The organism is Lacibacter luteus (genome assembly GCF_004118265.1).
Lineage (GTDB): Bacteria > Bacteroidota > Bacteroidia > Chitinophagales > Chitinophagaceae > Lacibacter > Lacibacter luteus.
On record NZ_SDHW01000006.1, the window covers coordinates 141252 to 167244 of the forward strand.

26 protein-coding genes are annotated in these 25993 nt (G+C 40.7%); 18 read left to right on the forward strand and 8 right to left on the reverse strand.

Going from position 1 to position 25993, the window contains the following annotated elements; genetic code table 11:
• Positions 1-6: 6 nt before the first annotated feature.
• From ESA94_RS17265 to ESA94_RS17290, 6 genes are all read right to left on the reverse strand, one after another.
• Complete coding sequence (locus tag ESA94_RS17265; protein WP_129132190.1) at positions 7-1977, reverse strand: glycoside hydrolase family 127 protein; 1971 nt, start codon at positions 1975-1977, stop codon at positions 7-9.
• A 157-nt stretch (positions 1978-2134) separates the two neighbouring features.
• Positions 2135-2425 (reverse strand): YciI family protein, encoded by a 291-nt coding sequence (locus ESA94_RS17270; RefSeq protein WP_129132191.1) that lies wholly within the window; start codon positions 2423-2425, stop codon positions 2135-2137.
• Between the two features lie 93 nt (positions 2426-2518).
• Positions 2519-3604 (reverse strand): 4-hydroxyproline epimerase, encoded by a 1086-nt coding sequence (locus ESA94_RS17275; protein ID WP_129132192.1) that lies wholly within the window; start codon positions 3602-3604, stop codon positions 2519-2521.
• Positions 3604-5913 (reverse strand): WD40/YVTN/BNR-like repeat-containing protein, encoded by a 2310-nt coding sequence (locus ESA94_RS17280; RefSeq protein WP_129132193.1) that lies wholly within the window; start codon positions 5911-5913, stop codon positions 3604-3606. The genes ESA94_RS17275 and ESA94_RS17280 overlap by 1 nt, the downstream gene beginning before the upstream one ends.
• A gap of 25 nt (positions 5914-5938) precedes the next feature.
• A complete protein-coding gene (locus tag ESA94_RS17285; protein WP_129132194.1) occupies positions 5939-7423 on the reverse strand; it encodes an aldehyde dehydrogenase (NADP(+)) in 1485 nt (494 codons plus the stop codon).
• 17 nt (positions 7424-7440) lie between these two features.
• Positions 7441-8337: a dihydrodipicolinate synthase family protein gene (locus ESA94_RS17290; protein ID WP_129132195.1), complete on the reverse strand. Its 897-nt coding sequence runs from the start codon at positions 8335-8337 to the stop codon at positions 7441-7443.
• Positions 8338-8489: 152 nt separating this feature from the next.
• On the opposite strand from ESA94_RS17290, the gene ESA94_RS17295 reads away from it, so the two are divergent.
• The 9 genes from ESA94_RS17295 (at position 8490) to ESA94_RS17335 (ending at position 15847) form a co-directional block, all read left to right on the forward strand.
• Positions 8490-9368, forward strand: a complete 879-nt coding sequence (locus ESA94_RS17295; protein WP_129132196.1) for an AraC family transcriptional regulator — start codon at positions 8490-8492, stop codon at positions 9366-9368.
• Positions 9369-9491: 123 nt separating this feature from the next.
• Positions 9492-10772 carry a sterol desaturase family protein gene (locus tag ESA94_RS17300; RefSeq protein ID WP_129132197.1) on the forward strand — a complete coding sequence of 427 codons (1281 nt, stop codon included), beginning with the start codon at positions 9492-9494 and terminating at the stop codon, positions 10770-10772.
• A gap of 124 nt (positions 10773-10896) precedes the next feature.
• Positions 10897-11457, forward strand: coding sequence for an RNA polymerase sigma factor (locus ESA94_RS17305; RefSeq protein WP_164972781.1), 561 nt, complete (start codon positions 10897-10899; stop codon positions 11455-11457).
• On the forward strand, positions 11447-12025 hold the full coding sequence (locus ESA94_RS17310) for a hypothetical protein (protein ID WP_129132199.1): 579 nt from the start codon (positions 11447-11449) through the stop codon (positions 12023-12025). Before ESA94_RS17305 ends, ESA94_RS17310 begins: the two co-directional genes overlap by 11 nt.
• Positions 12026-12065: 40 nt before the next feature.
• The gene (locus tag ESA94_RS17315) at positions 12066-13064 is read left to right on the forward strand and encodes a hypothetical protein (protein WP_129132200.1); all 999 of its coding nucleotides are present in this window, start codon (positions 12066-12068) and stop codon (positions 13062-13064) included.
• A 181-nt stretch (positions 13065-13245) separates the two neighbouring features.
• Positions 13246-13797, forward strand: coding sequence for an RNA polymerase sigma factor (locus ESA94_RS17320; RefSeq protein WP_129132201.1), 552 nt, complete (start codon positions 13246-13248; stop codon positions 13795-13797).
• Positions 13798-13837: 40 nt separating this feature from the next.
• A complete protein-coding gene (locus tag ESA94_RS17325; protein ID WP_129132202.1) occupies positions 13838-14140 on the forward strand; it encodes a hypothetical protein in 303 nt (100 codons plus the stop codon).
• A 12-nt stretch (positions 14141-14152) separates the two neighbouring features.
• Positions 14153-14635 carry a periplasmic heavy metal sensor gene (locus ESA94_RS17330; RefSeq protein WP_129132203.1) on the forward strand — a complete coding sequence of 161 codons (483 nt, stop codon included), beginning with the start codon at positions 14153-14155 and terminating at the stop codon, positions 14633-14635.
• 48 nt (positions 14636-14683) lie between these two features.
• Entirely contained in the window at positions 14684-15847 is a 1164-nt protein-coding gene (locus ESA94_RS17335) for a cytochrome-c peroxidase (protein WP_129132204.1), read from the forward strand.
• A gap of 80 nt (positions 15848-15927) precedes the next feature.
• On the opposite strand, the gene rimO is transcribed toward ESA94_RS17335, so the two are convergent.
• A complete protein-coding gene (gene rimO, locus ESA94_RS17340) occupies positions 15928-17238 on the reverse strand; it encodes a 30S ribosomal protein S12 methylthiotransferase RimO (protein WP_129132205.1) in 1311 nt (436 codons plus the stop codon).
• 169 nt (positions 17239-17407) lie between these two features.
• Here rimO and ESA94_RS17345 point away from each other — a divergent pair, with 169 nt between their 5' ends.
• The 7 genes from ESA94_RS17345 (at position 17408) to ESA94_RS17375 (ending at position 23678) form a co-directional block, all read left to right on the forward strand.
• Positions 17408-17890: a hypothetical protein gene (locus tag ESA94_RS17345; RefSeq protein ID WP_129132206.1), complete on the forward strand. Its 483-nt coding sequence runs from the start codon at positions 17408-17410 to the stop codon at positions 17888-17890.
• A gap of 313 nt (positions 17891-18203) precedes the next feature.
• Positions 18204-19850, forward strand: coding sequence for a DNA polymerase/3'-5' exonuclease PolX (locus ESA94_RS17350; protein WP_129132207.1), 1647 nt, complete (start codon positions 18204-18206; stop codon positions 19848-19850).
• 135 nt (positions 19851-19985) lie between these two features.
• Positions 19986-20501 (forward strand): hypothetical protein, encoded by a 516-nt coding sequence (locus ESA94_RS17355; RefSeq protein WP_205756005.1) that lies wholly within the window; start codon positions 19986-19988, stop codon positions 20499-20501.
• 158 nt (positions 20502-20659) lie between these two features.
• Positions 20660-21304 carry a hypothetical protein gene (locus tag ESA94_RS17360; protein WP_129132209.1) on the forward strand — a complete coding sequence of 215 codons (645 nt, stop codon included), beginning with the start codon at positions 20660-20662 and terminating at the stop codon, positions 21302-21304.
• A 264-nt stretch (positions 21305-21568) separates the two neighbouring features.
• A complete protein-coding gene (locus ESA94_RS17365; RefSeq protein WP_129132210.1) occupies positions 21569-22168 on the forward strand; it encodes a helix-turn-helix domain-containing protein in 600 nt (199 codons plus the stop codon).
• A 113-nt stretch (positions 22169-22281) separates the two neighbouring features.
• Positions 22282-23265, forward strand: coding sequence for a hypothetical protein (locus ESA94_RS17370; protein WP_129132211.1), 984 nt, complete (start codon positions 22282-22284; stop codon positions 23263-23265).
• 59 nt (positions 23266-23324) lie between these two features.
• Positions 23325-23678, forward strand: a complete 354-nt coding sequence (locus tag ESA94_RS17375) for a nuclear transport factor 2 family protein (protein WP_129132212.1) — start codon at positions 23325-23327, stop codon at positions 23676-23678.
• Positions 23679-23827: 149 nt separating this feature from the next.
• On the opposite strand, the gene ESA94_RS17380 is transcribed toward ESA94_RS17375, so the two are convergent.
• Entirely contained in the window at positions 23828-24214 is a 387-nt protein-coding gene (locus ESA94_RS17380; protein WP_129132213.1) for a hypothetical protein, read from the reverse strand.
• A 414-nt stretch (positions 24215-24628) separates the two neighbouring features.
• On the opposite strand from ESA94_RS17380, the gene ESA94_RS17385 reads away from it, so the two are divergent.
• Together ESA94_RS17385 and ESA94_RS17390 are read left to right on the forward strand one after the other, a co-directional pair.
• On the forward strand, positions 24629-25204 hold the full coding sequence (locus ESA94_RS17385) for a Crp/Fnr family transcriptional regulator (protein ID WP_129132214.1): 576 nt from the start codon (positions 24629-24631) through the stop codon (positions 25202-25204).
• A 58-nt stretch (positions 25205-25262) separates the two neighbouring features.
• A complete protein-coding gene (locus tag ESA94_RS17390) occupies positions 25263-25940 on the forward strand; it encodes an MBL fold metallo-hydrolase (RefSeq protein ID WP_129132215.1) in 678 nt (225 codons plus the stop codon).
• Positions 25941-25993 lie beyond the last annotated feature (53 nt).

Sequence of the window (25993 nt, forward strand, 5' to 3'; positions counted from 1 at the left end):
TCAGTGTCAGTAATTAATTTTTACATCTTTAATTGTAGAAGGCAGCCATACCTGCATTTCGTTCTTACCACGGTTAGCCCATGTGTAATAAGGAATGGCAACGATCTTTCTTTTTTCTGTTCTGATCGATAAACCATCTTCACCAACAAGTACAACCGGCACTTCTGCCGCTAATGCTTTCACCGGTTCATCCATGATTTTATAATCGATGGTTTCAAACTTCGTATCGGCAGGCAACACAATATTCCATGCTTTGTTATTGTTATCTGCACCTTCAACACAATATACAATTGGTCCACGTTGAATGGCAATGCGGTTATTATTCTGTTTTAATTCAGCTTTTGCAGTAATAAGCTTTACATCCATTGGCAGGTCTAATTCAACTACATCGCCTTTCTTCCATTCATTTGTAATCGACAGGTAACCGTTTTCATACGAACCGCTGAAGCTCTTTCCATTAATTTTATAACTGAAGTGGAATGGTTCACCATCATCTGTTGTTATATTATACAAACCATCGATATCAAGATGATTAAACGCCCAATCAGGCATGTTGATATACAATTTGAAAGTTGATTTTTTCTCTTGCGGATTTACAATAATCTTCACCTTTCCCTCCCAAGGATAATTTGTTTCCATCTTTACATCCACTTTTGTTTTGGGCAACTGAATACTTGTGTTGCTACCTACAAACAAATTCACATAAATACCATCGTCGCTTTTTGCATAAATATAATCGCCAAGCGATGCCACCATGCGTGCAATATTTGCAGGGCAGCAAGCTGTACCAAACCATTCTCTCCGTTGATGCTGTCCACGTGATGCTAACGGATTGCCATAAAAGAAACGATCACCTGTTAAACTCAATCCATCCAATGCACCATTGTATAAACTGCGTTCCAATACATCCATATACATCGCATCGCCTGTGAGTGCATTCATCCGTTGATTCCAGAACACCATACCCACACTTGCACAGGTTTCGCAATAAGCCTGTTCATTCGGCAAATCATAATCCTGGCTAAATCCTTCATTGCTTCCTGCAGAACCAATACCACCGGTGATGTACATGTTACGATACACTACGTCCTGCCAAACTGTTTTCATTGCTCGGATATAATCTACATCACCTGTTTGTGCAGCTACATCAGCCGCACCTGTGTACATATACATGGCACGTACTGCATGACCTGTAATTTGTGTTTGCTCTTTCACAGGAAGAATATCCTGCGCATAAGCAGTGTCTTTCCAATCGGTCCATGTATAACCTTTTGCTAAACGTTTACCACGTTCGCTTAATAACCAATCAGCCAGCTTTAAATATTTTTCATTCTTTGTTGTCTTGTACAATTTCACCAATGCTAATTCCAATTCCTGGTGACCCGTTACCCAATGACGTTTACCCGGTCCAAACAATGCATCAAAATGATCGGCCCACTTGATACATACATCTAAAAATTTTCGCTTGCCTGTTGCATTGTAATAAGCAACCGCCGCTTCAATCATATGACCTGCATTGTAATCTTCATGCATACTCATATCGGTATAACGATCCTGCAAACCTTTCAATGTGTACCATGTGTTGAGGTAACCATCCGGTTGTTGTGCAGCTGCAATTTTATCGATCCACTCATCGCATTTCTTTTCCATCTCTGCATTGGGATGCGTCTTTAACGAATACGCCATTGCTTCCAATGCTTTGAACACATCACTGTCATCATAAAAAATACCTTCATGCGGTTCACCTTTTTTTCGTGCAACACGTTCAAAATTGCGAAGACGTGGTGTTGCCACTTCTGTTTGATAAATACAGGCAGCTAATGTTTTGGTTGCCACCTTATCGATCTTCGGTTTCCAAAATGCATCTGTAACATTTACCTGCGAAAAATTGATGAACTCAATTTTCTGCAGGTTGTTTTGCGCAGATAGGCTTAATTGAAATAGGCAAACAATCAAAAGGAAAATTATTTTTTTCATGATACCAGCTATTGAATTACTATTATTCATTTGTTGTGTCACTCACTTATGCGTACTGTATTTCTATTCTGCATTCGCCAGGCGTTCCTATGGAACTCCAATACATGTACATGTTTTTATCTACCGATCAAATGTTCCTACGGAACAAATTCTGTTACTAAACATCCGCTACTTTAAACGGCTTCACTTCTATCGATTGCCAAACACCATCTTTTATGTATGGTTCATTTGCATACCAATGATCAAACTCTTCTTTTGTTTCAAACTGTACGATCATGATCGAGCCACGCATCTTCCCTTCTTCATCAAGCGTAGCGCCACCGATCACTAAATTATCTTGCTCTCTTAATTTCTTTGCACCTGCTAAATGAAACGGACGCACTTCCATTCTTCTTTCAAGCGCACCTTCATCTGTTCCGTCTTTTGCGATGATGACATATTGTTGCATAACTTTTTAATTTATATGACAATAAAAGTCAGGTATTCAAATAAGTTGGCTCAGTGTGTTTGATGGCCTCCTTTCAGGGAGGTCGGGAAGGTTTCAGATCACCTGGAATCCATACGCATAAGGATCATCTTCTTTATCGATGCTGATGGTATTGTAACCATAGATCTTTGCCCAACCTTCAATACCCGGACGGATGGCCTTGATGCCATTCACTTCCAACTCTTCTTCAATGGTACCATTGAACTTACTGCCAATGATGCTTTCGTGAATGAAATGATCGCCTTTTTTCAGTTTGCCTTTTGCATACCATTGCGCCATGCGTGCTGAAGTACCAGTGCCACATGGACTACGGTCAATTGCTTTATCGCCATAGAACACAGCATTGCGTGCAGTTGATGTTGGATCGATCACCGAACCCGCCCACAAAATATGACTGCAGCCATTGATCGTTTCATCTTGCGGATGAACGAATGTATATTTTGCATTGATGTTCTTTCGCAATTCTCTTGCCCAAGCAATTAATTTATCAGCTGCATAATGTTCCAGTCCTTTGAAATTTTTCTGCACATCAACGATGGCATAAAAATTACCGCCATACGAAACATCTACAACCAACTCTCCTAACTCAGGACAATCAACCGTTAATTCTGTTGAATGTAAATAAGCAGGAACGTTTGTCAACTTCACGCTCGTAACCTTTGAAGAGATGTGGTGGTGTGTCGTCCGTGGTCTATCGTCCGTTTTGTATTCTATCATCACCAATCCCGCCGGCGCTTCCATCCGAATAACACCTGGCGTTTTCGGAACGATCAATCCTTCTTCTACTGCAATAGTGATAGTGCCAATAGTACCATGTCCGCACATGGGTAAACAGCCACTTGTTTCAATGAACAACACAGCTACATCATTCTGCGGATCATGTGGTGGATACAAAATACTCCCACTCATCATATCATGTCCACGTGGTTCAAACATGAGCCCTTTGCGGATCCAATCATACTCTTTTAAAAAGTGTTGTCGCTTTTCACTCATGTTCTTTCCTTCCAATGCTGGACCACCTTCTGCAACCAAACGCACAGGATTGCCGCAGGTATGTGCATCCACACAATGAAACACCCATCCCCCAAAACGATTGAGCGAACTGTTGGGATATTTTTTTACGATCGGGCTTGTTGCCATTATTGTAAACTGTTTAAATCGTCGAGCACATATACGCCACGGCCGTATGTGCCGATCACTAATTTTTTATCTCTTGGATGAATGAACAGATCGTTCACCGAAACTGCTGCAGGAATAGTTCCATTGATCGCTATCCATTTCTTACCGCCATCTTTACTCATGTACACACCAAAGTCTGTTCCGCAGAATAAAGTATTTGCATTGTCGGGATGTTCTGCAATTACATTCACAGGCGATGCAGGCAAGTTTGCAACGATTGGTTTCCATGTTGTACCATAATCATCACTTACATACAAATAAGGAGTATGATTATCTGCACGACGATCATTCAATACCACATACACTCTTGATGACTTGAATGTTGATGCAGCAATCTTTGCCACATGTTTATTGTAAGGAAGTCCTCTTGTAATTTCCTTCCAGCTTGCGCCATCATTTGTAGTCAACCAAACACGGCCATCATCCGTACCTGCATACAATACACCTGCCTTATCACCTTCTGCAACAGCCGTGATGGCCTGGTGATAAATTAAATAAGGATATACCCCATTACGTTGCTTGCTGTTGTACGAGAGATCGCTGCTGATCATCTTCCATGTTTCGCCGCCATCTTCTGTTTTATATAAATGCTGCAAACCATGATACAATACTTTATTGTTATACTTACTCATGATGGTTGCTGCCAGCCATTCGCCACGCAGGGAATCAATACGACCCACATCAAATTGCTTGAACTGTTTCGTGCCTTCTCTTCTTCCTTTACTCATATCGGTACGCATCAAACGACCATAGTACGATGAAGCATAAACAATATTTGCATTCTCCGGATCAACTGCAATTTGTGTTCCTTCGCCACCTGGTGCCATGCGCCACGGACGAAGTGTTGTATCAGCTGCTGTTCCAAACGTGTTGCTTACATTGCCACTCATTGTTCCTTCATCTTGTACTGCACCAAAAATGTTGAAGGGCTTTTGCATATCGTATGCTACTGTATAGAATTGTGTAGTAGGAATTTCATCAAAGAAGTTTTTCCATTTCGCTCCTCCATTATACGTAATGGAAACGCCACCATCATCACCCATGATCATACGATCAGGATTTTCTTCATCGATCCACAATGCATGATGATCGCCATGTGTCCACTCACTTTGTTTATCTGTTGCGTCCCAAACCCTCCATGTTTTACCGCCATCTTCGCTGATCGCTTTCTCTACACCAAAAGCATATACACGGTTTTCATTTTTCGGATGTACACGTATCTGACTAAACACCCAACCATAGGTTCCTGAAAACGGTTTTAAGAAATCATGCACTTCTCCCATCTTCTCCCAGCTTTCACCTTTGTTGTTGCTGCGATAGATAGCCGCACCGATCACTACTTTCTGCACCTGTCGTTCGTAGCTATCTGTTTCACCGGGATTTGGATCACGCTTTTTATTATGATCATCCACAAATGCATACAAGACATTCGGATTGGAATGACTAACGGCAAGGCCTATCCTTCCTGTGAGTTTTGTATCGGGTAAACCGTTGGAGATCTTTTTCCATGTTTTGCCGCCATCAGTTGTTTTATAAATATAGTCACCGTCTTCAGGCATCGGATCGCTCCAGCGTTTGCGGATGCGGTTCCACATACTTGCATACAGTGTATTTGGATCGTTTGGATCCATCACCAGGTCAATACAACCACTCTTCTCACTTTCAAACAAAATATTTTTCCATGTTTTACCGCCATCAGTTGTAAGATAAACGCCACGTTCTTTGTTATACGTCCACTCGTTACCACTTGCAGCCACATAAACAGTGTTTGCATTTTTTGGATGAACGATGACACGTGCAATAGTGCCCGTATTTTCCAAACCAATATGCTGAAAGCTTTTGCCTGCATCCGTTGATTTATACATACCAATGCCAGGCAAGGATGCACGAAAAATATTTGCTTCACCAGTACCAACGTACAACACATTGCTGTTTGATGGAGCTAATGCAATATTGCCGATGGATTGTGTTGCTTCTTTGTCAAAGATGGGTTTCCAGTTTGTACCGGCATCTTCTGTTTTCCATAAACCGCCTGTTGCAAACGCAGCATAAAACACATTGGGATTACCAGTTATGCCCACCACATCGGTGCTACGGCCACTTCGGTTATCGGGCCCCATTAAGCGCCACTGCAGATTTTTATACGGCGATTGCTGTAACAACAATTGCTGCTGTTTAAATGCCGTCATCCTTTGCGCACCGGTTGTGCTTTTGTTTTGCTGAGCTGCCACAGCAAGTGGCAGCATCAGCAATAAACAGATTTTTCTCATTTTGGTTTTTGCTTTTACGATTGCTTTATAGTACAGAAGCAGATGGGGTATTATTCACTGTACGAATAATCCCCAACGGGTTTTCATTTTTCAATTCATCAGGCAACAAACTGTTGCTCCAGTTCTGGAATGCAATGGGGCGTGCAAAACGTTTAATGCCATCGGCACCCACACTTGTAAAACGACTGTCGGTTGTTGCAGGAAACGGACCACCATGTTGCATACTCAAACAAACTTCCACACCTGTTGGCACACTGTTGAGAATAAAACGGCCGCAGATATTTTTCACTGCTTCTACGAGTTCATCGTGTTGCAGCATATCGTTCTCTGTTGCCATGAGTGTTGATGTTAACTGTCCATCGAGATGTTGTGCAACAGCCAGCATTTCTTCTTTGTTTGCACAACGGATAATGAGTGAATAAGGACCAAACACTTCCTGGTGCAACACAGGATTGTTTAAAAACGCCTGTGCACTTGCGGTTGCAACAGTTGGTAATCCTTGGTTTTCTTCTACTGCTGTTTCACTTTCCGCAACGAGATGTACATCGTCCTGCAACAATGCATTTCCTTTTTTCTCTTTGTATGCGCTCACAATACCTGCATGCAACATGGCCGCAGGTTGTATTTTTTGTATAGCCTTACCCAGATCATGTGTGAAGGTTTTCAACGCTTCACTTTCAATACCAATGATGAGACCGGGATTGGTACAGAATTGTCCGACACCTAATGTAATAGAACCGGCATACATCGTTGCAATATCTGTTGCTGATGTAGTTAATTTTTCCTGTAACAGGAACACAGGATTCACACTGCCCATTTCTGCAAATACAGGAATAGGCTCTTTGCGTTCGTTCGTCCATTTGAATAATTGCATACCTGCTCCATACGATCCCGTAAAGCCAACTGCTTTTGTATGCGGATGCTGTATCAATGCTTTTCCAACTTCAATACTTTTTCCGTACACATGTTGAAACACCGCTTTTGGTAAATTGAGATAAGCCACAGCTTTATGAATAGCATCAGCAACAATCTCCGATGTATGCTCATGCGCAGGATGTGCTTTTACAATAACCGGACAACCCGCAGCCAATGCACAAGCCGTATCGCCACCTGCAGTTGAATACGCAAATGGAAAATTACTTGCACCATACACCACTACCGGACCAAGCGGCACCAACATTTTTCTGATGTCGGGCTTTGGTGGATTTTTATCAGGAATCGCTGTATCAATTCTTGCTTCGAGCCAATCGCCACGTTCGCATGCATCTGCATAGCTGTTCAATTGAAAAATAGTACGGCCACGTTCGCCACGTAATCTTGCTTCAGGCAAATTGGTTTCACGCATGGCCACTTCAATTAAATGATCGCCACAGTTTTCCAGTTCCTTAGCAATGGCACGCATCAATGCTGCTCTTTCTTTTAAACTTTTTTTGCGATACACATGAAAAGCTTTCCATGCTTCCTGCATAGATGCATCAATTTCCTGTACTGGAGTGTCGGTATAACTCATTGTTCGTTTTTAGTGGTTTACAAAACAGGTCGTGCAGCGATACCATCGTTAATGATCTTCAAAATACGATCCCGCTCACTACCCTGTAAAGTTAAACGAGGACCACGAACATATTCACTTCCGATTCCTGTTTGTGTAGCCGCCAGTTTAATATATTGTACCAGCTTTGGATGAATATCCAATTCAAGCAAAGGCATGAACCAACGATAAATGGCCGCAGCTTCTGCTATCTTACCTTCTTTCACCAGGTTGAAAATAGTAACGGTTTCTTTCGGAAAAGCGCAAACCAATCCTGCCACCCAACCATCAGCACCCAAACACAATTCTTCCACTGCCAATGTATCAACACCACAAAGAATTTTTAAGCGACCTCCAAAACGATTGATCAATCGTGTTACGTTGGTTACATCTCTTGTGCTTTCTTTTACGGCGGTGATGTTGCTGTATTCGATCAGTTCTTCAAACATATCCAGTGTAACATCAATTTTATAATCAACCGGATTGTTGTAGATCATGATCGGAAGATCAGTTGATTTGGCAATGGTTTTAAAATATTCCACTGTTTCCCTGTCGTCACTTTTGTAACGCATGGGCGGTAACAACATCAAGCCTGCGGCTCCCCATGCTTTTGCATTCGCTGCCTGTTGCACTGCATCTTTGGTAGTGCTTTCAGCAATATTCATGATCACCGGAATTTTTCCGTTGAGATATTTAATTGCATGTTTGATGAGTTGTTCTTTCTCTTCGGCAGTAATGGTACTTGCTTCGCCCAGCGAACCACCAATGATCACACCATGTACACCGGCATCGAGTTGTGCCTGCAGATTTTTTTCAAACATCGGCAGATCAATTTCCTCGTTAGCTGTAAACGGTGTAAGCAAAGCGGGGAACACCCCTTTCCATTCAAATGACATAGTAAAAAATTTTAAACGAAAATAACCGATGCCGTAAACAAACAAAAAGCCGTTCTTAACGGATAGTTTACCGATTTTAACCTGAAATAATTTTACATTTACAAAAAGGGCTAATATTGGCTAAACACGAAATATGTCCTGAATAAAATCTGATGAAAGTTGTACAGTTTACCATACCGGTTGCAGGCGACAGTTCCATTGTGGTGCAGGAAGATGTACTGCCGCATTTTTATGTACATCTTCATCGCCATCCTGAAATGCAGTTGACATGGATAAGAGAGGGCAGCGGCACATTGATAGCGGGCAACTACATGCAGCCATTTAAAACGGGTGACATTTATCTGATTGGTGCCAATCAGCCACATGTGTTTAAAAGCGATCCTGATTATTTTGATAAACGCAGAAAGAAAACCGTACATGCGTTGTCGATCTTTTTTCATCCTGCACAATTAGCTAACACCCTGCTGGCCCTGCCCGAAACAAAAGCTATTCGCCGGTTAATTGAACAAAGTCAGTCGGGCATACAGATCAATGCAAATGCAGCAGTAAAACTCACCAACGAAATATTGCTGGTGCAGCGAACCAAACAAGGTTATCAATTAGCTTCATTTATTCACCTGTTGCAAAGCATCAGTTATACAAAAGGAAACCGTGTGCTTGCATCGGCTTCTGCAGGTTATACCATTTCCGATACGGAAGGTTTGCGTATGAATGATGTGTATCGTTACACGATGGAGCATTTTTCTGAACACATCAGTCTTGAACAAATTTCTTCAGTGGCACATTTGACCGTTCAGGCTTTTTGTCGCTACTTTAAAAAGCATACCCGTAAAACCTATGTGCGTTTTTTAAACGAGATACGCATTAACGAAGCCTGCAAAAAAATGACGGGAGTAAATGGGTTAACGATCTCCTCCGCTGCTTATGAATGTGGTTTCAGCAGTGCGGTGAGTTTTAACCGTGTGTTCAAGCAGGTAACCGGTGTGTCGCCTTCCCGTTATATGGCCGATTACCGGCAGCAGGTAAACTAATTTCGTCACTGCGAAGAATGAAGCAGTCTACTCATTAAAGATTGCTTCGCAGGCTCGCAATGACGATCCTTTTGAGATGATCTCTGCTGATGATTACTTATCTTTAATAAAGATTGTTTGCACATGGAAACCTACGGTAAAATTTTACTCATTGCCATGCCAGCTTTTTTGTTGCTGGTGCTCGGCGAAACATTGTATGGAGCTTGGAAGGGAAAACAAACCGTCCGCAATATGGATATGATCTCCAGCCTCAGCAGTGGTATTACCAATGTTACAAAAGATGTGTTGGGTTTAAGCATTGCCATCATCGGTTATGGATGGCTTGTGAATAAACTCGCCATTGTGCATGTAGAGAACAGTTTTCTTACTTACATCATTGCGTTTATGGCACTCGACTTTGCCGGTTACTGGGTGCATCGTCTCGATCATGAGTATAATTTTTTATGGAACGCACATATCATTCATCACAGCAGCGAAGATTTTAATTTAGCCTGTGCATTGCGACAAAGCATATCAGTCGTGTTCCGCATCTTCGCTATTTTCTTATTGCCTGCTGCATTGCTTGGTGTACCGCCGATAGTCATTGCAGTTGTAGCTCCACTGCATTTGTTTGCACAGTTCTGGTATCATACACAACACATCAACAAGATGGGATTTTTGGAGAAGATCATTGTTACTCCTTCGCATCATCGTGTGCATCATGCCATCAATCCAGAGTATTTAGATAAGAACTACGGACAGATCTTTATCTTCTGGGATAAATGGTTTGGCACTTACCAGGAAGAACTTGCAGATAAACCTCCAGTGTATGGTATTACAAGACCGGTGCAGACATGGAACCCCATTAAAATAAATTTCATGCATTTGGGTTTGTTGATTAAAGATGCATGGCATACTAAAAGCTGGAACGATAAATTCCGCATTTGGGTGATGCCTACCGGCTGGCGGCCGACTGATGTTGCAGAAAAATTTCCTGTGTACAAGATCAATGATGTATACAATATGGAGAAGTATGATACAAAAGCCTCCACTTCGTTACATATTTGGAGTTGGGTGCAGATAACGATGGTGTTGTTGTTCATCAGTTACCTGTTTGGCAATATCGCTTCCATTAATGTGTTAAACGCCTCTTACATTTATATCTATGGATTGTTTGTGTTCCTGAGTGTGTATGCTTACACTGAATTGATGGACCGTAACAAATATGCCATTGTGTGGGAACTCATAAAAAACTGTCTTGGCATTGCTATTCTTTTACAAACCGGTGATTGGTTTGGCGCAGCTGCTCTAAGTCCTGTGCTTAAATATATTGTTGGTGCTTACTTCATTCTTTCAACCTTTGTCACCCTTTGGTTTGTGATGAAGCATACGAAGGAAGATGAACGGGTGGTTGTGGTGGCGTGAGGTTAAGGCAATTTATTTTTCGCCACTCATCCTTCTATTTCTCCTTTTATCTCTAAGATCAAAAAATCCTGTCCAAAGCATGCAACAAAACGTATAACCTCTATACTTTCTTATAAATAAACCATTGAACCTGTCAACGATCATCCCATCTGCTGAAGTATTGGTGCAGCAATGCCTTAATGGCGAAGCAGCGGCTTACAGGGCCCTGTACGACCGCTACGCCAAGGCAATGTTCAACACGGCCCTGCGTATACTCAACCGCAGCGATGATGCGGAAGATATTTTGCAGGAAGCTTTTACCGATGCGTTTCAGCAACTAAGTTCTTTTGAAGGAAGATCAACCTTTGGTGCATGGTTGCGGCAGATCGTGGTGTATAAAAGCATTGCACATCTCAAAAAACAAAAACTGCATTTAAATGGACTGGAAGCTGATGCAGAAAATGTTGCAGATGAGCCGATGCTTGAAGAGGATGAAGTATGGTACACTGTTGACAGTATTAAACAAGCCATGCAAAAATTACCGGATGGCTATCGCACTGTGTTAGCGCTTCATTTAATTGAAGGGTTTGAACAGGAAGAAGTAGCAGCTATGATGAAGGTAGCCCATTCAACCGTACGCACACAATACATGCGTGCAAAACAAAAATTATTACAGGTCTTAAAACAAGAAGTATATGAGCAGTAACCTGGAAAAATTCGTGAACAGAAACCGAAGTGAGTTTGATACGGAACATCCAAGTAATGATGTGTGGAGTAAAATTGAAAAAACACTACCGGTTAAAAAGCAAGCAAAAGTTTTTTCATTAAGAGATATTTATAAATTCTCAGCAGCGGCAGCTGTGTTGTGCATTGTTTTAACATCCGTGTATTTCATTTACATCCGTCAACAGAAAACAGAAACTGCTTCGGTTGAACCAAAAACAAATACTGCTGAGTTAAAAAACATTTCGCCTGAATACGTGGCACAGGCAAAACAAATGTTCAATGCCATTGAAACACGCCAGGAAGAATTAAAAGAAGCAACTGCTGATAACCCTGCTTTATATAAACAGTTTCTCGACGATCTGCAACTGCTCGACAGCACTTACAATATGTTGCAACGGCAGGCTGCACAAGCAGCCAATAAAGATGTGATCATGAAAGCCATGTTACAAAATCTGCAACTGCAGGCAGAGTTATTGTACCGACAGCTGCTGATCACCAACGACATCAAAAAACAAACAAAACAAAACAATGAACTGCCGAACGGATAACCGGTTGCTGTTCACCTTACATCACACAAAATTTTTAAGCATGAACTTAGTATTGAAATCCTTTACAGGAATTGTATTGCTGTTCCTTACACTGCAGGCAACAGCACAACAAAACGAACAGAAGCATGAACGTAAACGTTACGAACACGTGAAAGAACGTACCGTTTCAAAAACCTATTCATCATCGGGCGCAACGTTAAATATTGAAAACAGTTTCGGCGATGTTACAATAACTACCTGGAACAAAAACGAAATAAAAGTTGATGTACACATCGAAGCAAGCTCAAGCGATAAAGAGCTGGCAGAAAAAATGTTCGAAAACCTCGATGTAACTGATAGCAAAGATGGTAACGAAATAAAATTCAAAACCACCACAAGCAAAAACAAGAACAATAACATTAACTGCAAAAACTGTAAAGTAAGTATGAACATTACTTACAGCATTCAGTTACCTGCATCTGTTCCGTTAAAAATTGAAAATTCGTTTGGTGCCATCAGCCTCCCCGATTACAACGGCCCTGTATCGCTGGTAAGTAAGTTTGGTTCGTTAACTGCAGGCAACCTTTCTTCCGTTCAAAAACTGGAAGTTGAGTTCGGCAAAGCCAATCTAAAAAACCTCAACGATGCAAATACAACGTTTAAGTTTTCTACAGTTTCCATTGAAAATATGAAAGGAGATAACAAAGTTAATCTTTCGTTCTGCAGCAGCAGCCGTATTGTTATTGATAACGATGTTACTTCTTTACAGTTAAACGAATCGTACAGTACGGTTAACCTTAAACCTTCATCAAATTTTTCGGGTACGTACAGCATCAAAACAAGTTTTGGAACTGTAACCGATCGCAGCAACGCCAACATTAAGCGTACCGATCAACCTGATAAATACGGCCCCGATTCAAACCGCAGTTACGAGGGTAAATCGGGCTCCGGTTCCTCGAAAGTGGAAGTAAAATCAAGCTTCGGTAAAATCATTATTGGCCAGGCAACCGAAGAGGATATGAAAGAAAAAAAGAAAGAAAAGAAAAAAGAAGTTATTTAATAAAGCCTTTTTCTCATGTTGATTGATTCAGGCCCTCCTGATTCTTCGGGAGGACATTTTTAGAAAAGTTTCTTAATTCCTTTTTATAGCAGCTAACCTTATCATCGCTCCCCTTTTGCATAGCAGAAGGGGATTTTTTTCATTCACACATTCCTCCTTATCTTAACGGCCAATATTACTCATGCTCAGTTTTCAGCAAAATGAACAGGCGTTCAAAGACTTTATTACGCAACACCAGCCAAGGGTGTATAATACAGCGTTGAACCTGTTGCAAAATGCCGAAGATGCAGAAGAGATTACACAGGATGTTTTTGTTGAAGCATGGAACAAAGCCCACACATTTAAAGGCGAGGCCCAGGTAAGTACCTGGCTGTACCGCATCACCATCAACAAAAGCATTGATCATTTGCGGAGCAAGAAGCGGAAGAAGCGGTTTGCTTTTCTTACCAGCCTTTTTCACGATAGTGGCGAACCCATCAGCGATGCCGGTGATTTTGTGCACCCGGGCGTGGTGGCCGAAAACCGGGAAAAAGCGGCAATTCTGTACAAAGCCATTGACAAACTACCCGAAACCCAGAAAATTGCCTTTTTACTGAGTGAAACGGCGGGTCTTAGTTATGCAGAAATTAGCGAAATTACAGGCAGTTCGGTATCGTCTATCGAGTCGATGTTGTTTCGGGCACGCAAAAATCTGCGGGGTATGTTGGCCGATTTTTATAAAAAAGAGCGATAATCGCAAGTTTTTTACAAACAGAACGTCAAATTAACGAGACATGAAGAAAAATCAGGAACAATGGGTTGATGAAGTAATGGGCAGCCTGCAAGGTTTGCAGTCGGCTGAGGGTAACCCCTACCTGCACACCCGTGTATTGGCCCGCATTCAGCAACAGTTGCCCGACAGGCAACCTGTTCAGCTAAAATGGGTGTATGCTATGGCCGGCGTATTTACCATTATGTTGTTATTGAATGTAATGGGCTGGAGCAACAGCAGTTCTGCAGACAACGCTTCGGGTGTTGATATTGAAACCGTAATAAACGAATACGATACCGATAATTCTTACACGTCTTTACCCTGATAGCAAGTAATTATGAACAAAACAAAATTCCTCACCGTACTTGTAGTATTGCTACTGGCCCTCAACGCCGTTACGCTGTATTTTGTTTGGGGCAAAAAAGATGGAGAAAAACGTCGCCCCGGTAACGGAGGCGGCCGTCCTTATTCGGAGTACATCAGCAAAAAATTAAACTTCGATACAGTACAGAAAGAGCAGCTGAAACTCTTGCGTGACAGCCACAAGCTGGAACTCGACTCTTTGCGTAAAGAAGAGAAAACCATACAGGATGTAAAAACGTTGTTACTGAAAGATGGGGTTACCGATAGTTTGAAACTTGATTCGGTTTTTACACTTGCAGCCGCCAACAAAAAGAAATTTGAGATGGCATTTCACAAGCATTTTATGGAGATAAGGGCCTTGTGCAGACCAGAACAACTGGAATTGTTTACAAAAATGCTCGACGAAATGCGGAAAAGAAGGATGCCGGTTCCGGCACCGAAAGATGGTCCAAAATAACGATACTGCTTAGAGGCGTTGCCCAACGTCATCATTAAAACCAGCCATATGTCCCGTTCCACCTGTCTCAGCTTTTCTGCTGCAATAGCTTGTTTGTTACTTATTGGCGAATCATGTAAGAAAAAAAATAATGACATAGCAAACGACGGTAACGCACTTGCTGCCCTCAACTTACCTGCAGAACCATTCAATTACAGCAATCAGCCGTTACCTGTTTATTTTAATGCGCCTAACATTACTGGTCAGATCAATACCGACGCTTCAAATCCTGTTACAAACTGGGGTGCAACATTAGGTCGTGTATTGTTTTATGATAAGATACTTTCCATCAACAATAGCATATCATGTGGCAGTTGTCATAAAAAAGAAACAGGTTTCAGTGATTCAGAAATAACAAGCAAAGGGTTTAATAATGGCCGCACCGGCAGACACTCCATGTCATTGATAAATGCAGTGTATTATCCCAACCGTCGTTTCTTTTGGGATGAACGTGCTGCTACATTAGAGGTGCAGGCACTTATTCCTATTCAGGATGCAGTGGAAATGGGCATGCGCTTAGATACGCTTGTGAATCGTTTGAACAAAACAACACATTACCCTTATCTTTTCGAAAAAGCATTTGGCGACAGAACTATCACATCAGATCGTGTAGCAAGATCACTTGCACAATTTGTTCGTTCGATGATCTCTTACCGTACTAAGTTTGATACCGGCCGATCTTCGATTGTACCGCCGGCTAATCCTCTTGTTACAGATTACCCCAATTTTACTGCAGCAGAAAACAGGGGCAAAGCTCTTTTTTTTAGTGCACAAACAGCTTGTGCAACCTGCCATGGAACGGAAACTTTTACAGCTCCCCGTTCAGAAAACAATGGGCTTGAATCTCCAATTGCAGATCGTGGTGTTGGTGCCATAACAAATAATACTGCAGATGAAGGGAAATTTAAAGTGCCATCTCTGAAAAGCATTGAGCTTACTGCTCCTTATATGCATGATGGACGATTTAGTACACTTGAACAGGTGATTGAGCATTACAACAGTGGCATTAAATTCAATACCAACTTACCTCCCCAGTTACGAAATGCCGATGGTACAGGCCCACGACGATTAAACCTTACACAACAGCAAAAAGATGATCTGCTCGCTTTCCTGAGAACTCTTACTGATTATGCGATAGCAAAAGATGAAAAATTTTTGACCCCCTTCAGATAAAAATAAAAGCCCCGTATTAACAACCGGGGCTTTTACTTTTATTAAGCTTTCTTATTATCAATTGATTCGTATCATCTGCTTTAAGCTGTCACTTCTCCTTCCAGATCGTAATCAAACGCCTTTGTGATTTTTACATTTACAAACTCACCAATCTTTAAGCGCTTATCTGTTTGAATGATCACTTCGTTATCCACTTCAACCGAATCGAATTCTGTACGGCCAAGATAACGGCCCGCCTCTTTTTTATCGATGATCGTTTTAAACGTCTTCCCAACTTTTTCCTGGTTCAGTTCGTACGAAATTTCCTGCTGTACGCCCATCACCTCCTGTGCACGACGTTCTTTTTCTTCTGCAGGCACATCATCCACCAGATCAAATCCACTTGTACCTTCCTCATGGCTGTAAGTAAAAATGCCCACACGATCGAAACGTTGTTTTTGCAGGAAGAGTTTTGTTTCTTCAATATCATCCAATGTTTCGCCGGGGAAACCTGCTATTAATGTGGTACGTAAACACAAACCCGGAACTTTTTCTCTTACTGCAGCAATCAATTCTTCTGTTTCGGTTCTTGTAATCTGTCTGCGCATTGCTTTCAACATATTATCACTTGCATGTTGCAACGGCATATCAAGATAGTTACAAATATTGGGGCGCTCACGCATCACATCCAATACATCTAGCGGAAACTTATGCGGATAGGCATAATGCAAACGGATCCATTCCAACCCTTTTACATCGGCCAAACGATTCATCAAATCGCCCAGCATTCTTTTTTTGTACAAATCCAAACCGTAATACGTAAGTTCCTGTGCAATCAGCATTACCTCTTTCACACCTTTCTTTACAAGCCCTTCTGCTTCCTTCACCAGGTCGTCCATGCTTTTGCTCACATGCTGCCCACGCATTAAGGGAATAGCACAAAATGCACAGGTACGGTTACAACCTTCGCTGATTTTTAAATACGCATAATGCGATGGTGTACTCAGCAAACGTTCGCCTACCAGTTCCGTTTTATAATCGGCTTCAAATTGTTTTAAGATCATCGGTAATTCCATAGTGCCGTAAAACGCATCCACTTCCGGTATTTCTGCTTCAAGATTATTTTTATAGCGTTCGCTTAAACAACCGGTAACAATCACTTTATCTAACTTACCACGCCGCTTCAGTTCTACCTGGTCTAAAATAGTATTGATGCTTTCTTCTTTTGCTTTATCAATAAAACCGCAGGTATTAACAATAACAATGTTATGATCACGCTTCGAACTTTCATGCACCACATCAATTTCATTTGCCTGCAGCTGACCACTCAGCACTTCACTGTCAACCATGTTTTTACTGCAACCAAGTGTAATGATGTTTACTTTGTCCTTTTTTAAGGTCTTACTCTTCATTTGTAGTGATTATTTTTTTATGAGCGGCAAAAGCAGTAACTGCTTTGCGTTTCAAGAAATTTTCCGAAGCTGCAAAGGTAATAGAAAGCAGCCGAAAGGCGCTTAATTGAACAATGCAGAATACTTTGGCATGGTTTTTACAAATGTTAGCTATCTAAAACTCACTTGTATGAAAAAACTTATCATGGCAGCAGTGTTAGTAACAGTAAGCGTAACATTTGCAAATGCCCAATCGAAAGGAAGCAGCTACAAAACAGCATTAGGTGTGAAATTTTATCCCGGTGCAGGTATTACACTCAAACATTTTGTTGATAAAAATGCAATTGAAGGAATTGCCTATTTCTGGAGAGACGGTATTCGTGTAACAGGCCTGTATGAGTTTCATGGAAACATCAACGGTGCTCCCGGTTTAAAATGGTATGTTGGTCCCGGTGCACACGTTGGTTTCTGGAACAATCGTTACTGGAACAGAAATTATCCGGGTTACGATGGTGGTGCATTAATTGGTATTGATGGTGTATTGGGTTTGGATTATAAATTCAACGGAGCACCCATCAACATGTCAGTCGACTGGCAACCATCATTTGAATTTGGCGATTATGGTGGCTGGAGTGGTAACTGGGGCGGTATAGCCATCCGTTATACATTCTAACCGAAAGTTATCTTATGATAGCGGTAAAAGGATACACTTAAACAGGAAAATTAAGTTTAAGTGTATCCTTTTTTACACGAGGCTTTGCTTACTTTTAAGTATCAGAATTAACTCTGATTACCCTATAAGAGAACCATAAAAAAGTTCAATTCCTGCGAAAGACAAGTAATTCTAATCTTATGGAATATCGGAACTTGGATCCGCCTATCCCTTGAAAACTTCCCGAAACGGAAGTTTTTCTTTTTTTACCCTGTTTTGTTCTCCCTCCTTTACATCGGCTAAATCTGTTTCTTTGTAGAAAGAAATTGCCTTCATGATCGATAATTACCAGATAGCCGACCGTTTTTCATTATTAAGCAAACTCATGGACATCCATGGTGAAGATGCCTTTAAAGCAAAAACTTATGCAGCCGCAGCATTTAATATTGAAAAACTGCCGGTGCAGTTAGCCGAAGTTGAAGCAGCTAAAATTTCTACGTACAAAGGCATTGGTGCAAGCACTGCAAAAAAAGTAGTGGAGATTTTGCAAACAGGCGAACTGCAGGTGCTAAACGATTTAATTGCCCGTACACCTTCCGGTGTAATTGAAATGCTGCAGATAAAAGGTATTGGTCCGAAGAAAATTTCAACCATCTGGAAAGAGATGGAAATTGAAAGCATTGGTGAATTACTCTATGCCTGTAACGAAAACCGTTTGCTGCTGTTTAAAGGCTTTGGTGAAAAAACACAGCAGAATGTAAAAGAGTCGATCGAATTTTTTCTGCAACATAAGGATATTCATTTGTATGCCGATGTGGAAGCATATGCATTGGCGGTTGATAAAAATCTGCGTACACATTTTACTGATCATCAGTTTGAACTAACAGGCGAGTTCAGACGACAGATGGAAATTATTCACCAGCTGGAATGGGTTACCACAGCAGCGGTTGCAACACTGCTGCCTGTTTTTACCAATCATAATTTTGAAATAAAAGAACAGCGTGAAGATTTTTTGTGGGTAAAAGGGCCTGAAAATATTTCGCTGCAGTTTCATATTGCAGCCAACGATGTATTTGGAAGCACGCTGTTTACAACATCGGCAGCTGAAGAATTTTTGCAAAGCTGGGGCGAAGTAAAACCTGCTGCAGAAGAACAACTCTTGTTTGAAGAAAAAGGTATTGCCTTTCTTCCTTCCTGTCTGCGGGAAGAATACAATGCAGAACCTGTAAACGACCTGATCAATGTATCATCGATCAAAGGCATTATACACAGCCACAGTAATTGGAGCGATGGTGGCGAAACCATTGAAACCATGGCACGCCATGCACAGCAAATGGGTTTTGAATACCTGGTGATAAGCGACCACAGTAAAAGCGCCGGTTATGCCAATGGTTTAAGTGTGGAGCGTATTGAACAACAGCACCGGTACATTGATGAGCTCAACAGCAAACTCAATGGCTTCCGTATTTTTAAAAGTATTGAAGCCGATATTTTAGGTGATGGTTCGCTGGATTACGATGATGATACATTGGCAAGTTTTGATCTGGTGATTGCATCGGTACACAGCAATTTAAAAATGAACGAAGAGAAAGCGATGATGCGTGTACTGAATGCGATTGAAAATCCGTACACCACTATTCTCGGACATATGACGGGACGCTTGTTGTTAAGCCGTGCAGGTTACCCACTCGATCATAAAAAAATTATTGACGCCTGCGTTGCCAACAGCGTAGTGATAGAACTGAATGCACACCCCCGCCGTTTGGATATTGACTGGCGCTGGATACCGTATGCGTTAGCCAAAGGTGCCATGATCTCCATTGACCCCGATGCGCACGAGCTGAGTGGTTACAACGATATTAAATACGGTGTACTGGCTGCACAGAAAGGACGCCTCACCAACAGCCGCAACTTAAGCAGCTTTGGTTTAAAAGAATTTGAAGAATACATTATGGATGTGCGGATGGAGAAAGGGATTTGAGTTGATATTAGATTGTACTAACAACAAAGTAAATTGCATAACACTAACCTATTTATTTTCAAGTAGTGTTTTTTAGAGGATGGCGCCTTATATCATATATTTACGTATTGTTAGCTGCTTTGTGACGACCTACAAATGACAAACAAATCAATTTTTTATTTTCTCATTTTGGCTTTCGTAGTTTTCTCTTGCAGACAAAACGCAAAAGACACTTTTGATTATAGTTTGCTTCAAGTTGACACGAATTACATCAAAGTCTTTAAATACGACTCTGCTTTATACACTTTTCCAAAATTCTCTGAACCATTAGCCCTGACAAATGACGATGTAAAACTTGTAGACAGTTTACTGGTTGACGCAGTTCAAAAATTTAATCAGACAAACAGCAAAGGACTTTATGAGGAATTCAATAAACAATTTTCCATTGACAGTTTCACTATTGACTTGACCAAATACAAGCGACAATATTTTCCGTACAAAGACAACAATGGACAAAAAGTATTTCAGCTTATTTGCTTCTCATCACCTTTTGCTGACTGGAAAGAGAAAATTTATTCAGGCAGACTTCATGGAGGTATTACAAAATTCACTTTACGAGTAAACTTGTCTGACAAAAAAGCTGACGAGTTTTCAATTGGTGGCTACGGATAAAGCTGCTGCCAACAGGTGCATTTGTGTTATGTCGGCGGACTGATAACGCCGCTACTTCGCAGGTGAGTCTGGTGCAACCGACTCGACGTTTAATAATCAAGAAATGAATGAAACACGCTTAGCCCCTCGCAGGAGACTCGGCTACAAATAAATTTTAAATGGCAATTACCCTTCTACATAAGGACTTGAGAATTCAGATCTTTGACGACTCCGCATTTAATCAAACAGCAGACAGTCCGACAAGTTATGATAAAGTCATTCAAGCAGACAAAGACAAACAATATTCATCAATTTCACAGCATGCTATAAAAATCTATAGAGATAATAATCTTATTAGCAGTGCCATTATTTTGGCAACCGGTGGCGGCACAGGTGTTCATAGCGACACAGCTTTAATTGACGAGAATAATTTAATAATTCGCTGCTGTAACAAATTATTCAGTTTAACTCTACCCGAATTAACAATAAACTGGATGGCAGAACCAGATTTGGCAACATGCTTTTCAATTCATAAATACCAGAACTCTTACATTACTCATGGAGAAACATCCATAGCAAGAATTGACAAGAATGGAAATATCATTTGGAGTTATGGTGGCGCCGACATTTTTGTTAGACTTTATGATGGGAATCCCTTTGAAATGCATGAGACTTATATTGAACTGATGGATTTCAATGGCAGCATATATAAAATTGATTACAATGGAGAAACGATTGACCATCAGGAATCCGACTATTATAAACAACAACCTGTGACAGTTTATTTAAAACCTAAAAAGCCATGGTGGAAATTTTGGGCCTAAGTCAACTTCATAAAATCTAGTGCAACTATTTTGATGAAGGCATCTATCTTTCCCTTATCGGTTGGAGTCTCCTCCAACCGAAACAACATAAACAATTACGATGTACGTTTTCTGTTACTCATAACAAAAACAGCATCCTTTCTTCTATTATAACGAAAGAACATTTTGCCCTACCTGTTTGGTCAGGCATTATCCTGTCATCTGTTGGTGCAGCACTTCCCGCCGCAATCATAAACCGCTAACTTTGCTCAAAGCATTTCTTTAATGGAAGTATATAAGAAGATCGTTCATGCAAGAAAACAAAAAGGGCTTACGCAGGAGCAACTTGCAGATTTATCGAACGTAACGGTCCGCACTATTCAGCGGATTGAAAGTGGTGAGAGTATGCCAAGAGCGTATACGTTAAAAGCAATTGCAACTGCCCTCAACATCAGTTTTGAAGAACTAACAGCGGATAATAACCTTGCAGAACATTTACCTGCTTCCGAAAGCACGGTTCAAACTCCCGACTATACAGACAGCAAACATACGCTCAAAATAATTTGTCTTTCCTGTTTCAGTTACCTGGTAGTTCCCTTTATCCATTTTCTTATACCAACCCGTTTGCTAAAAAAATCAAATGAACAGAATCCAACGATCGTTGCATTTGCAAAAAAAATGATCAGGACGCAGTTGTATTGGAAGGTTGCACTTTGGCTGCTGCTTTTAGGTACCCTGGCATATAATCTGATAATGGCTGCCTGGTTTCAAAAAAACTATCTCATCAGTTATCTCGTTCCTTTTTTTGCCATGTATTTTCTTAACGCAATTATTATCAGCATCACTCTCCTGCGCATTCAAAAGACCGACTTTTCCTTGAAGTAGCCAGTTTAACTTCTTGATTGTCCGTAAAATTCGTAGTAACGTCGGGGAAATGTCGGGCAAAATGCGGGTGCAGTTAAAACGATCTGTTACAGTTTTGCATACCAAAAAAGTAAATGATGTATACAAAATTGAAATCGATCAAACAAAGTGCTGCAGTTATTTTCTTTATGCTTCTTGTTGCTGATACAGCAAAAGCACAAGTTGCGTCCGCTATTCCCGACAACCAACTGCTGCTCCCGGCAAAAGCGCAAACAATTACTTTCTATTGGCAGGGAGATAGTATTAACGCAAAATGGGAAGAACATACGGCCATCCTTTTACCTGTAAAACTAAAAAACTGTCCACGCCGGTTTTATATGCAGTTCGATCTGGGTTCGCCTTATTCACTTTTTTATAAAAATAAACTGCGTGCCATTCAGGCCAGGTATCCCAAAGCAGTACAGTTAAAAGAAACGGATCATGAACTGACTGACTATTCTTTTCATGTAGACAAAATGCCGGTTTCTGCAAAACAGATAGCTGTAAAAGCGTTCGATAGTTCAACTGTAAACTGGAGCGACAAAAACAGTATAGAAATTATCGGCACAATTGGTGCAGACTTGCTCGATGGCAAAGTTGGCATCATTGATTATCCAAAAAAGAAATTGACCATTTCAGCAGCAATTCCGGTAGAGTTAGCAGCAAATGCTCCGTTAACAGATTTCATCTACATACAGCGTAGGATATTACTGCCTGCAGTAATAAAAGGTAAACAAACATTGCTTTATTTTGATACAGGATCCAGCATGTTCGAGTTGCTGACAAACCGGAAAACGGTTGAGTTGCTTGCTGTTGATAAACAGGTTATACAAAGCAACGTAAAATCATGGGGAAGCTATTTAACTGCAAACACCGTTGCAACAAACGACAGTATAGAAATCGGCAACAGCAAAATACCTTTAAACAAAGCAACGTATATTGATGGTGCCAGTAATTCGCAGGCAGAGCAGATGATGAAAATGGGAATCGGTGGTATGACGGGTAATAAACTTTTTTTAAACTATACGTTGATCATCGACACAAAAAATAAAAAATTCGGACTTGTTCGTTCGATGTAATAACCATTGCATCGGTTCTCTGTAAGCAAACACAAATTATAAACTATAAATCTTTACTAGTGGAACCACAAATTGAGCAGCTAATTAAAAAAGCTTACGCAGCCTTTAATGCAAGAGATATTGCTACTGCACTTTCTACCATGCATGCCAATGTTGAATGGCCAAAAGCATTTGAAGGTGGCTATGTAAGCGGACACAATGAAATAGAAAAGTACTGGACCCGGCAATGGACAGAGATAAATCCTGTTGTTGAACCGATTAGCTTCAGTGAACGGGAAAATGGCAGCATCGAAATTACTGTTCATCAAACTGTAAAAAGTTTATTGGATGAGGTACTGTTTGATGGTACTGTAAAACATGTATACAGTTTAGAAGATGGTTTGTTACGGCAAATGAATATTGAGCTTGAGTAGATCATCTTGGTGTTCTTAAGTTCCGGCAATTACGTCTGACCGGCATGTTGTAACCCGTTATACAATTTATCTCTTCAATTGTTAACAATACAAGCAATAAAAAAAGTCGCCCAAAAAGGCGACTCTTTTATTATGTTTCCTCAGGTTGATTATTTTTTTACAATCAATGTTTCTTCGCCGTTGCCTACTGTAAATACAACCGGCTTTTCATTGCTTTTACCAACGATTTCAAAAGTAAGACCTGTAACACCCAGCTCTTCTGTGTTTAACTGGTACTTACGTTTAATGTTTACACCACTTACAGTTTCCTGGTAAACAATTGCACCCGATTCATCTTTAACCACTACAAGGTATTTTGCATTTTGTGCGTTGTTGAGCGAAAGTTGAAATACAGGTTGGTTATCTAAGTGTGTAATTAATTTTAATTCTGCTGCAGGCGCAACATCTTCTGTTGTTGTTGCGTTTGCAAAGTTTACTGTAAAAATTGCTACCAGCGTAACTAATCCGATCACTGCGTTTTTAATTGTCGTTTTCATGTCTTTTAATTTATAAGTTTAATAATTTTTTACTGTTTCTTTTCGCAGGCAAGTAATCGGGGAAAATCTACCAAGATGCAGATTGTCGATTGTGTAATGTTGGAAGTGTTTTTTGGTTCTCTTATTCCGTTAGCATCATCGACAGTACAAAAGTACAGTGCCGCAAACTGCCCCGCAAGTCAAAAAACAGTTGCTTTTATGGTCTTAAATTTTAAAATATTTTGCAAAAACCCTTTACAGTAAAGGGTTTCAGCCAATAAGGCGAATGATGCCCAATAGCATAAAACGGCCTTAAAAAACCGCATTTTCTTGCATTTCTTTGCATTTTCTCCCACGGTATTTGCGTTTAATAGGTTTATTTTTGTTGCCTTAACAATTTCTTAAAGAGATCGATCATATAACCTTATCTGACTGATGCAGCACAAAAACCTGAAACAACAAATCAGTTCGTTTGCCTATTTTTCTAACGATGAGCTGGAATTAATTGTATCGAAATTTATACCTCACTCATTTAAAGCAAAAGCTTTTCTGCAAAAACAAAACAGAGTTTGTTCGGCTATTCATTTTATTTCAGAAGGGCTTGTGCGCAATTATTATGTACGGAACGATAAAGAGATCACTACCTATTTAGCGTGTGATAACAGTTTTATTTCGGCTTATGCCAGTTTTATTACACAAACAAACTCCGCAGAAAACATTCAATGTATTGAAGCAACGAAAACACTTTCTATTTCGCATACCCACATGCAGGAGTTGTACAGAGATGTACCCAATTGGCAAATTATCGGGCGAATACTGGCTGAAAAAAATTACATCTGCATGGCCGATCGGATCTTAAAATTGCAAGCTGTACCTGCAAAAGATAAATACCTCGACTTTTTATCAACTTCATCAACAAAAATTATTCAGCGCACACCACAGATCTATATTGCTTCGTTCCTCGGTATTACTCCCGAATCACTCAGCAGAATACGGAAGAGTATTTCTTAACAATTGGTAAGTAACGCTGCCTGTTGTCCAATTAGTTTTGTTCAACAAGCATTACAGCATGAAAGAAATAGCAACAAATGTTTTTCAACTTTCGCTCCTGCCAAGAAACAGCATTAACTGCTATGTAGTAGATGATATACTTATTGATGCCGGCATTCGCAGTTCGGCAGCAAAAATTTTAAAAGCCATTCGTACTAAAACAATCAACACACATGTGCTCACACACGCACATGCCGATCACCAGGGAAGCAGTAATGCTATTTGTATAGCACGCAACATTCCTCTCTGGACATCAGAAACAGAAAAAGCAAATGCCGAATCAGGCAGGGTTATTTATGAATACCCCGATGCCACACATGTTGTTGCAAGGTTTCAACAAAAGTACTGGGCAGGCAAAGGCATGCCGGTTTCAAAAACATTAAAGGAAGGCGATCCTGTGGGCAGTTTTACTGTAATAGAAACACCCGGACACAGCAACGGGCATCTTTCTTTTTTCAGAGAAAAGGACAGATTGTTAATTGCCGGTGATGCACTCATAAACATGAACTTACTAACCACAATTACGGGCTTGAGTTTACCCCCGTCTTTATTTACTACCAACAGGGAAACAGCCATTCAATCCGTATTAAAAATTTATGCGCTCAAACCAAACATCATCTGCTTTGGTCATGGACCTGTTTTATACAATAACGGTCAACTGGAAAAACTGGTTGAAAAACTCTCTGAAATAAGCTGATTCTTTGGCCTTCCTTTAACGCTGCTTCAGCCACAGTTTTCGTAACTTATACT

Coding starts and splice junctions, on each gene's coding strand:
- ESA94_RS17270 (WP_129132191.1), bottom strand. CDS start 2,425: ATGCAACAATATGTCATCATCGCAAAAGACGGAACAGATGAAGGTGCG.
- ESA94_RS17390 (WP_129132215.1), top strand. CDS start 25,263: ATGAAAGAAATAGCAACAAATGTTTTTCAACTTTCGCTCCTGCCAAGA.
- ESA94_RS17320 (WP_129132201.1), top strand. CDS start 13,246: ATGCTCAGTTTTCAGCAAAATGAACAGGCGTTCAAAGACTTTATTACG.
- ESA94_RS17275 (WP_129132192.1), bottom strand. CDS start 3,604: ATGGCAACAAGCCCGATCGTAAAAAAATATCCCAACAGTTCGCTCAAT.
- ESA94_RS17350 (WP_129132207.1), top strand. CDS start 18,204: ATGATCGATAATTACCAGATAGCCGACCGTTTTTCATTATTAAGCAAA.
- ESA94_RS17300 (WP_129132197.1), top strand. CDS start 9,492: ATGGAAACCTACGGTAAAATTTTACTCATTGCCATGCCAGCTTTTTTG.
- ESA94_RS17330 (WP_129132203.1), top strand. CDS start 14,153: ATGAACAAAACAAAATTCCTCACCGTACTTGTAGTATTGCTACTGGCC.
- ESA94_RS17280 (WP_129132193.1), bottom strand. CDS start 5,913: ATGAGAAAAATCTGTTTATTGCTGATGCTGCCACTTGCTGTGGCAGCT.
- ESA94_RS17385 (WP_129132214.1), top strand. CDS start 24,629: ATGCAGCACAAAAACCTGAAACAACAAATCAGTTCGTTTGCCTATTTT.
- ESA94_RS17295 (WP_129132196.1), top strand. CDS start 8,490: ATGAAAGTTGTACAGTTTACCATACCGGTTGCAGGCGACAGTTCCATT.
- ESA94_RS17335 (WP_129132204.1), top strand. CDS start 14,684: ATGTCCCGTTCCACCTGTCTCAGCTTTTCTGCTGCAATAGCTTGTTTG.
- ESA94_RS17380 (WP_129132213.1), bottom strand. CDS start 24,214: ATGAAAACGACAATTAAAAACGCAGTGATCGGATTAGTTACGCTGGTA.
- ESA94_RS17265 (WP_129132190.1), bottom strand. CDS start 1,977: ATGAAAAAAATAATTTTCCTTTTGATTGTTTGCCTATTTCAATTAAGC.
- ESA94_RS17345 (WP_129132206.1), top strand. CDS start 17,408: ATGAAAAAACTTATCATGGCAGCAGTGTTAGTAACAGTAAGCGTAACA.
- ESA94_RS17290 (WP_129132195.1), bottom strand. CDS start 8,337: ATGTCATTTGAATGGAAAGGGGTGTTCCCCGCTTTGCTTACACCGTTT.
- ESA94_RS17365 (WP_129132210.1), top strand. CDS start 21,569: ATGGAAGTATATAAGAAGATCGTTCATGCAAGAAAACAAAAAGGGCTT.
- ESA94_RS17355 (WP_205756005.1), top strand. CDS start 19,986: ATGACAAACAAATCAATTTTTTATTTTCTCATTTTGGCTTTCGTAGTT.
- ESA94_RS17325 (WP_129132202.1), top strand. CDS start 13,838: ATGAAGAAAAATCAGGAACAATGGGTTGATGAAGTAATGGGCAGCCTG.
- ESA94_RS17285 (WP_129132194.1), bottom strand. CDS start 7,423: ATGAGTTATACCGACACTCCAGTACAGGAAATTGATGCATCTATGCAG.
- ESA94_RS17370 (WP_129132211.1), top strand. CDS start 22,282: ATGATGTATACAAAATTGAAATCGATCAAACAAAGTGCTGCAGTTATT.
- ESA94_RS17310 (WP_129132199.1), top strand. CDS start 11,447: ATGAGCAGTAACCTGGAAAAATTCGTGAACAGAAACCGAAGTGAGTTT.
- ESA94_RS17360 (WP_129132209.1), top strand. CDS start 20,660: ATGGCAATTACCCTTCTACATAAGGACTTGAGAATTCAGATCTTTGAC.
- ESA94_RS17315 (WP_129132200.1), top strand. CDS start 12,066: ATGAACTTAGTATTGAAATCCTTTACAGGAATTGTATTGCTGTTCCTT.
- rimO (WP_129132205.1), bottom strand. CDS start 17,238: ATGAAGAGTAAGACCTTAAAAAAGGACAAAGTAAACATCATTACACTT.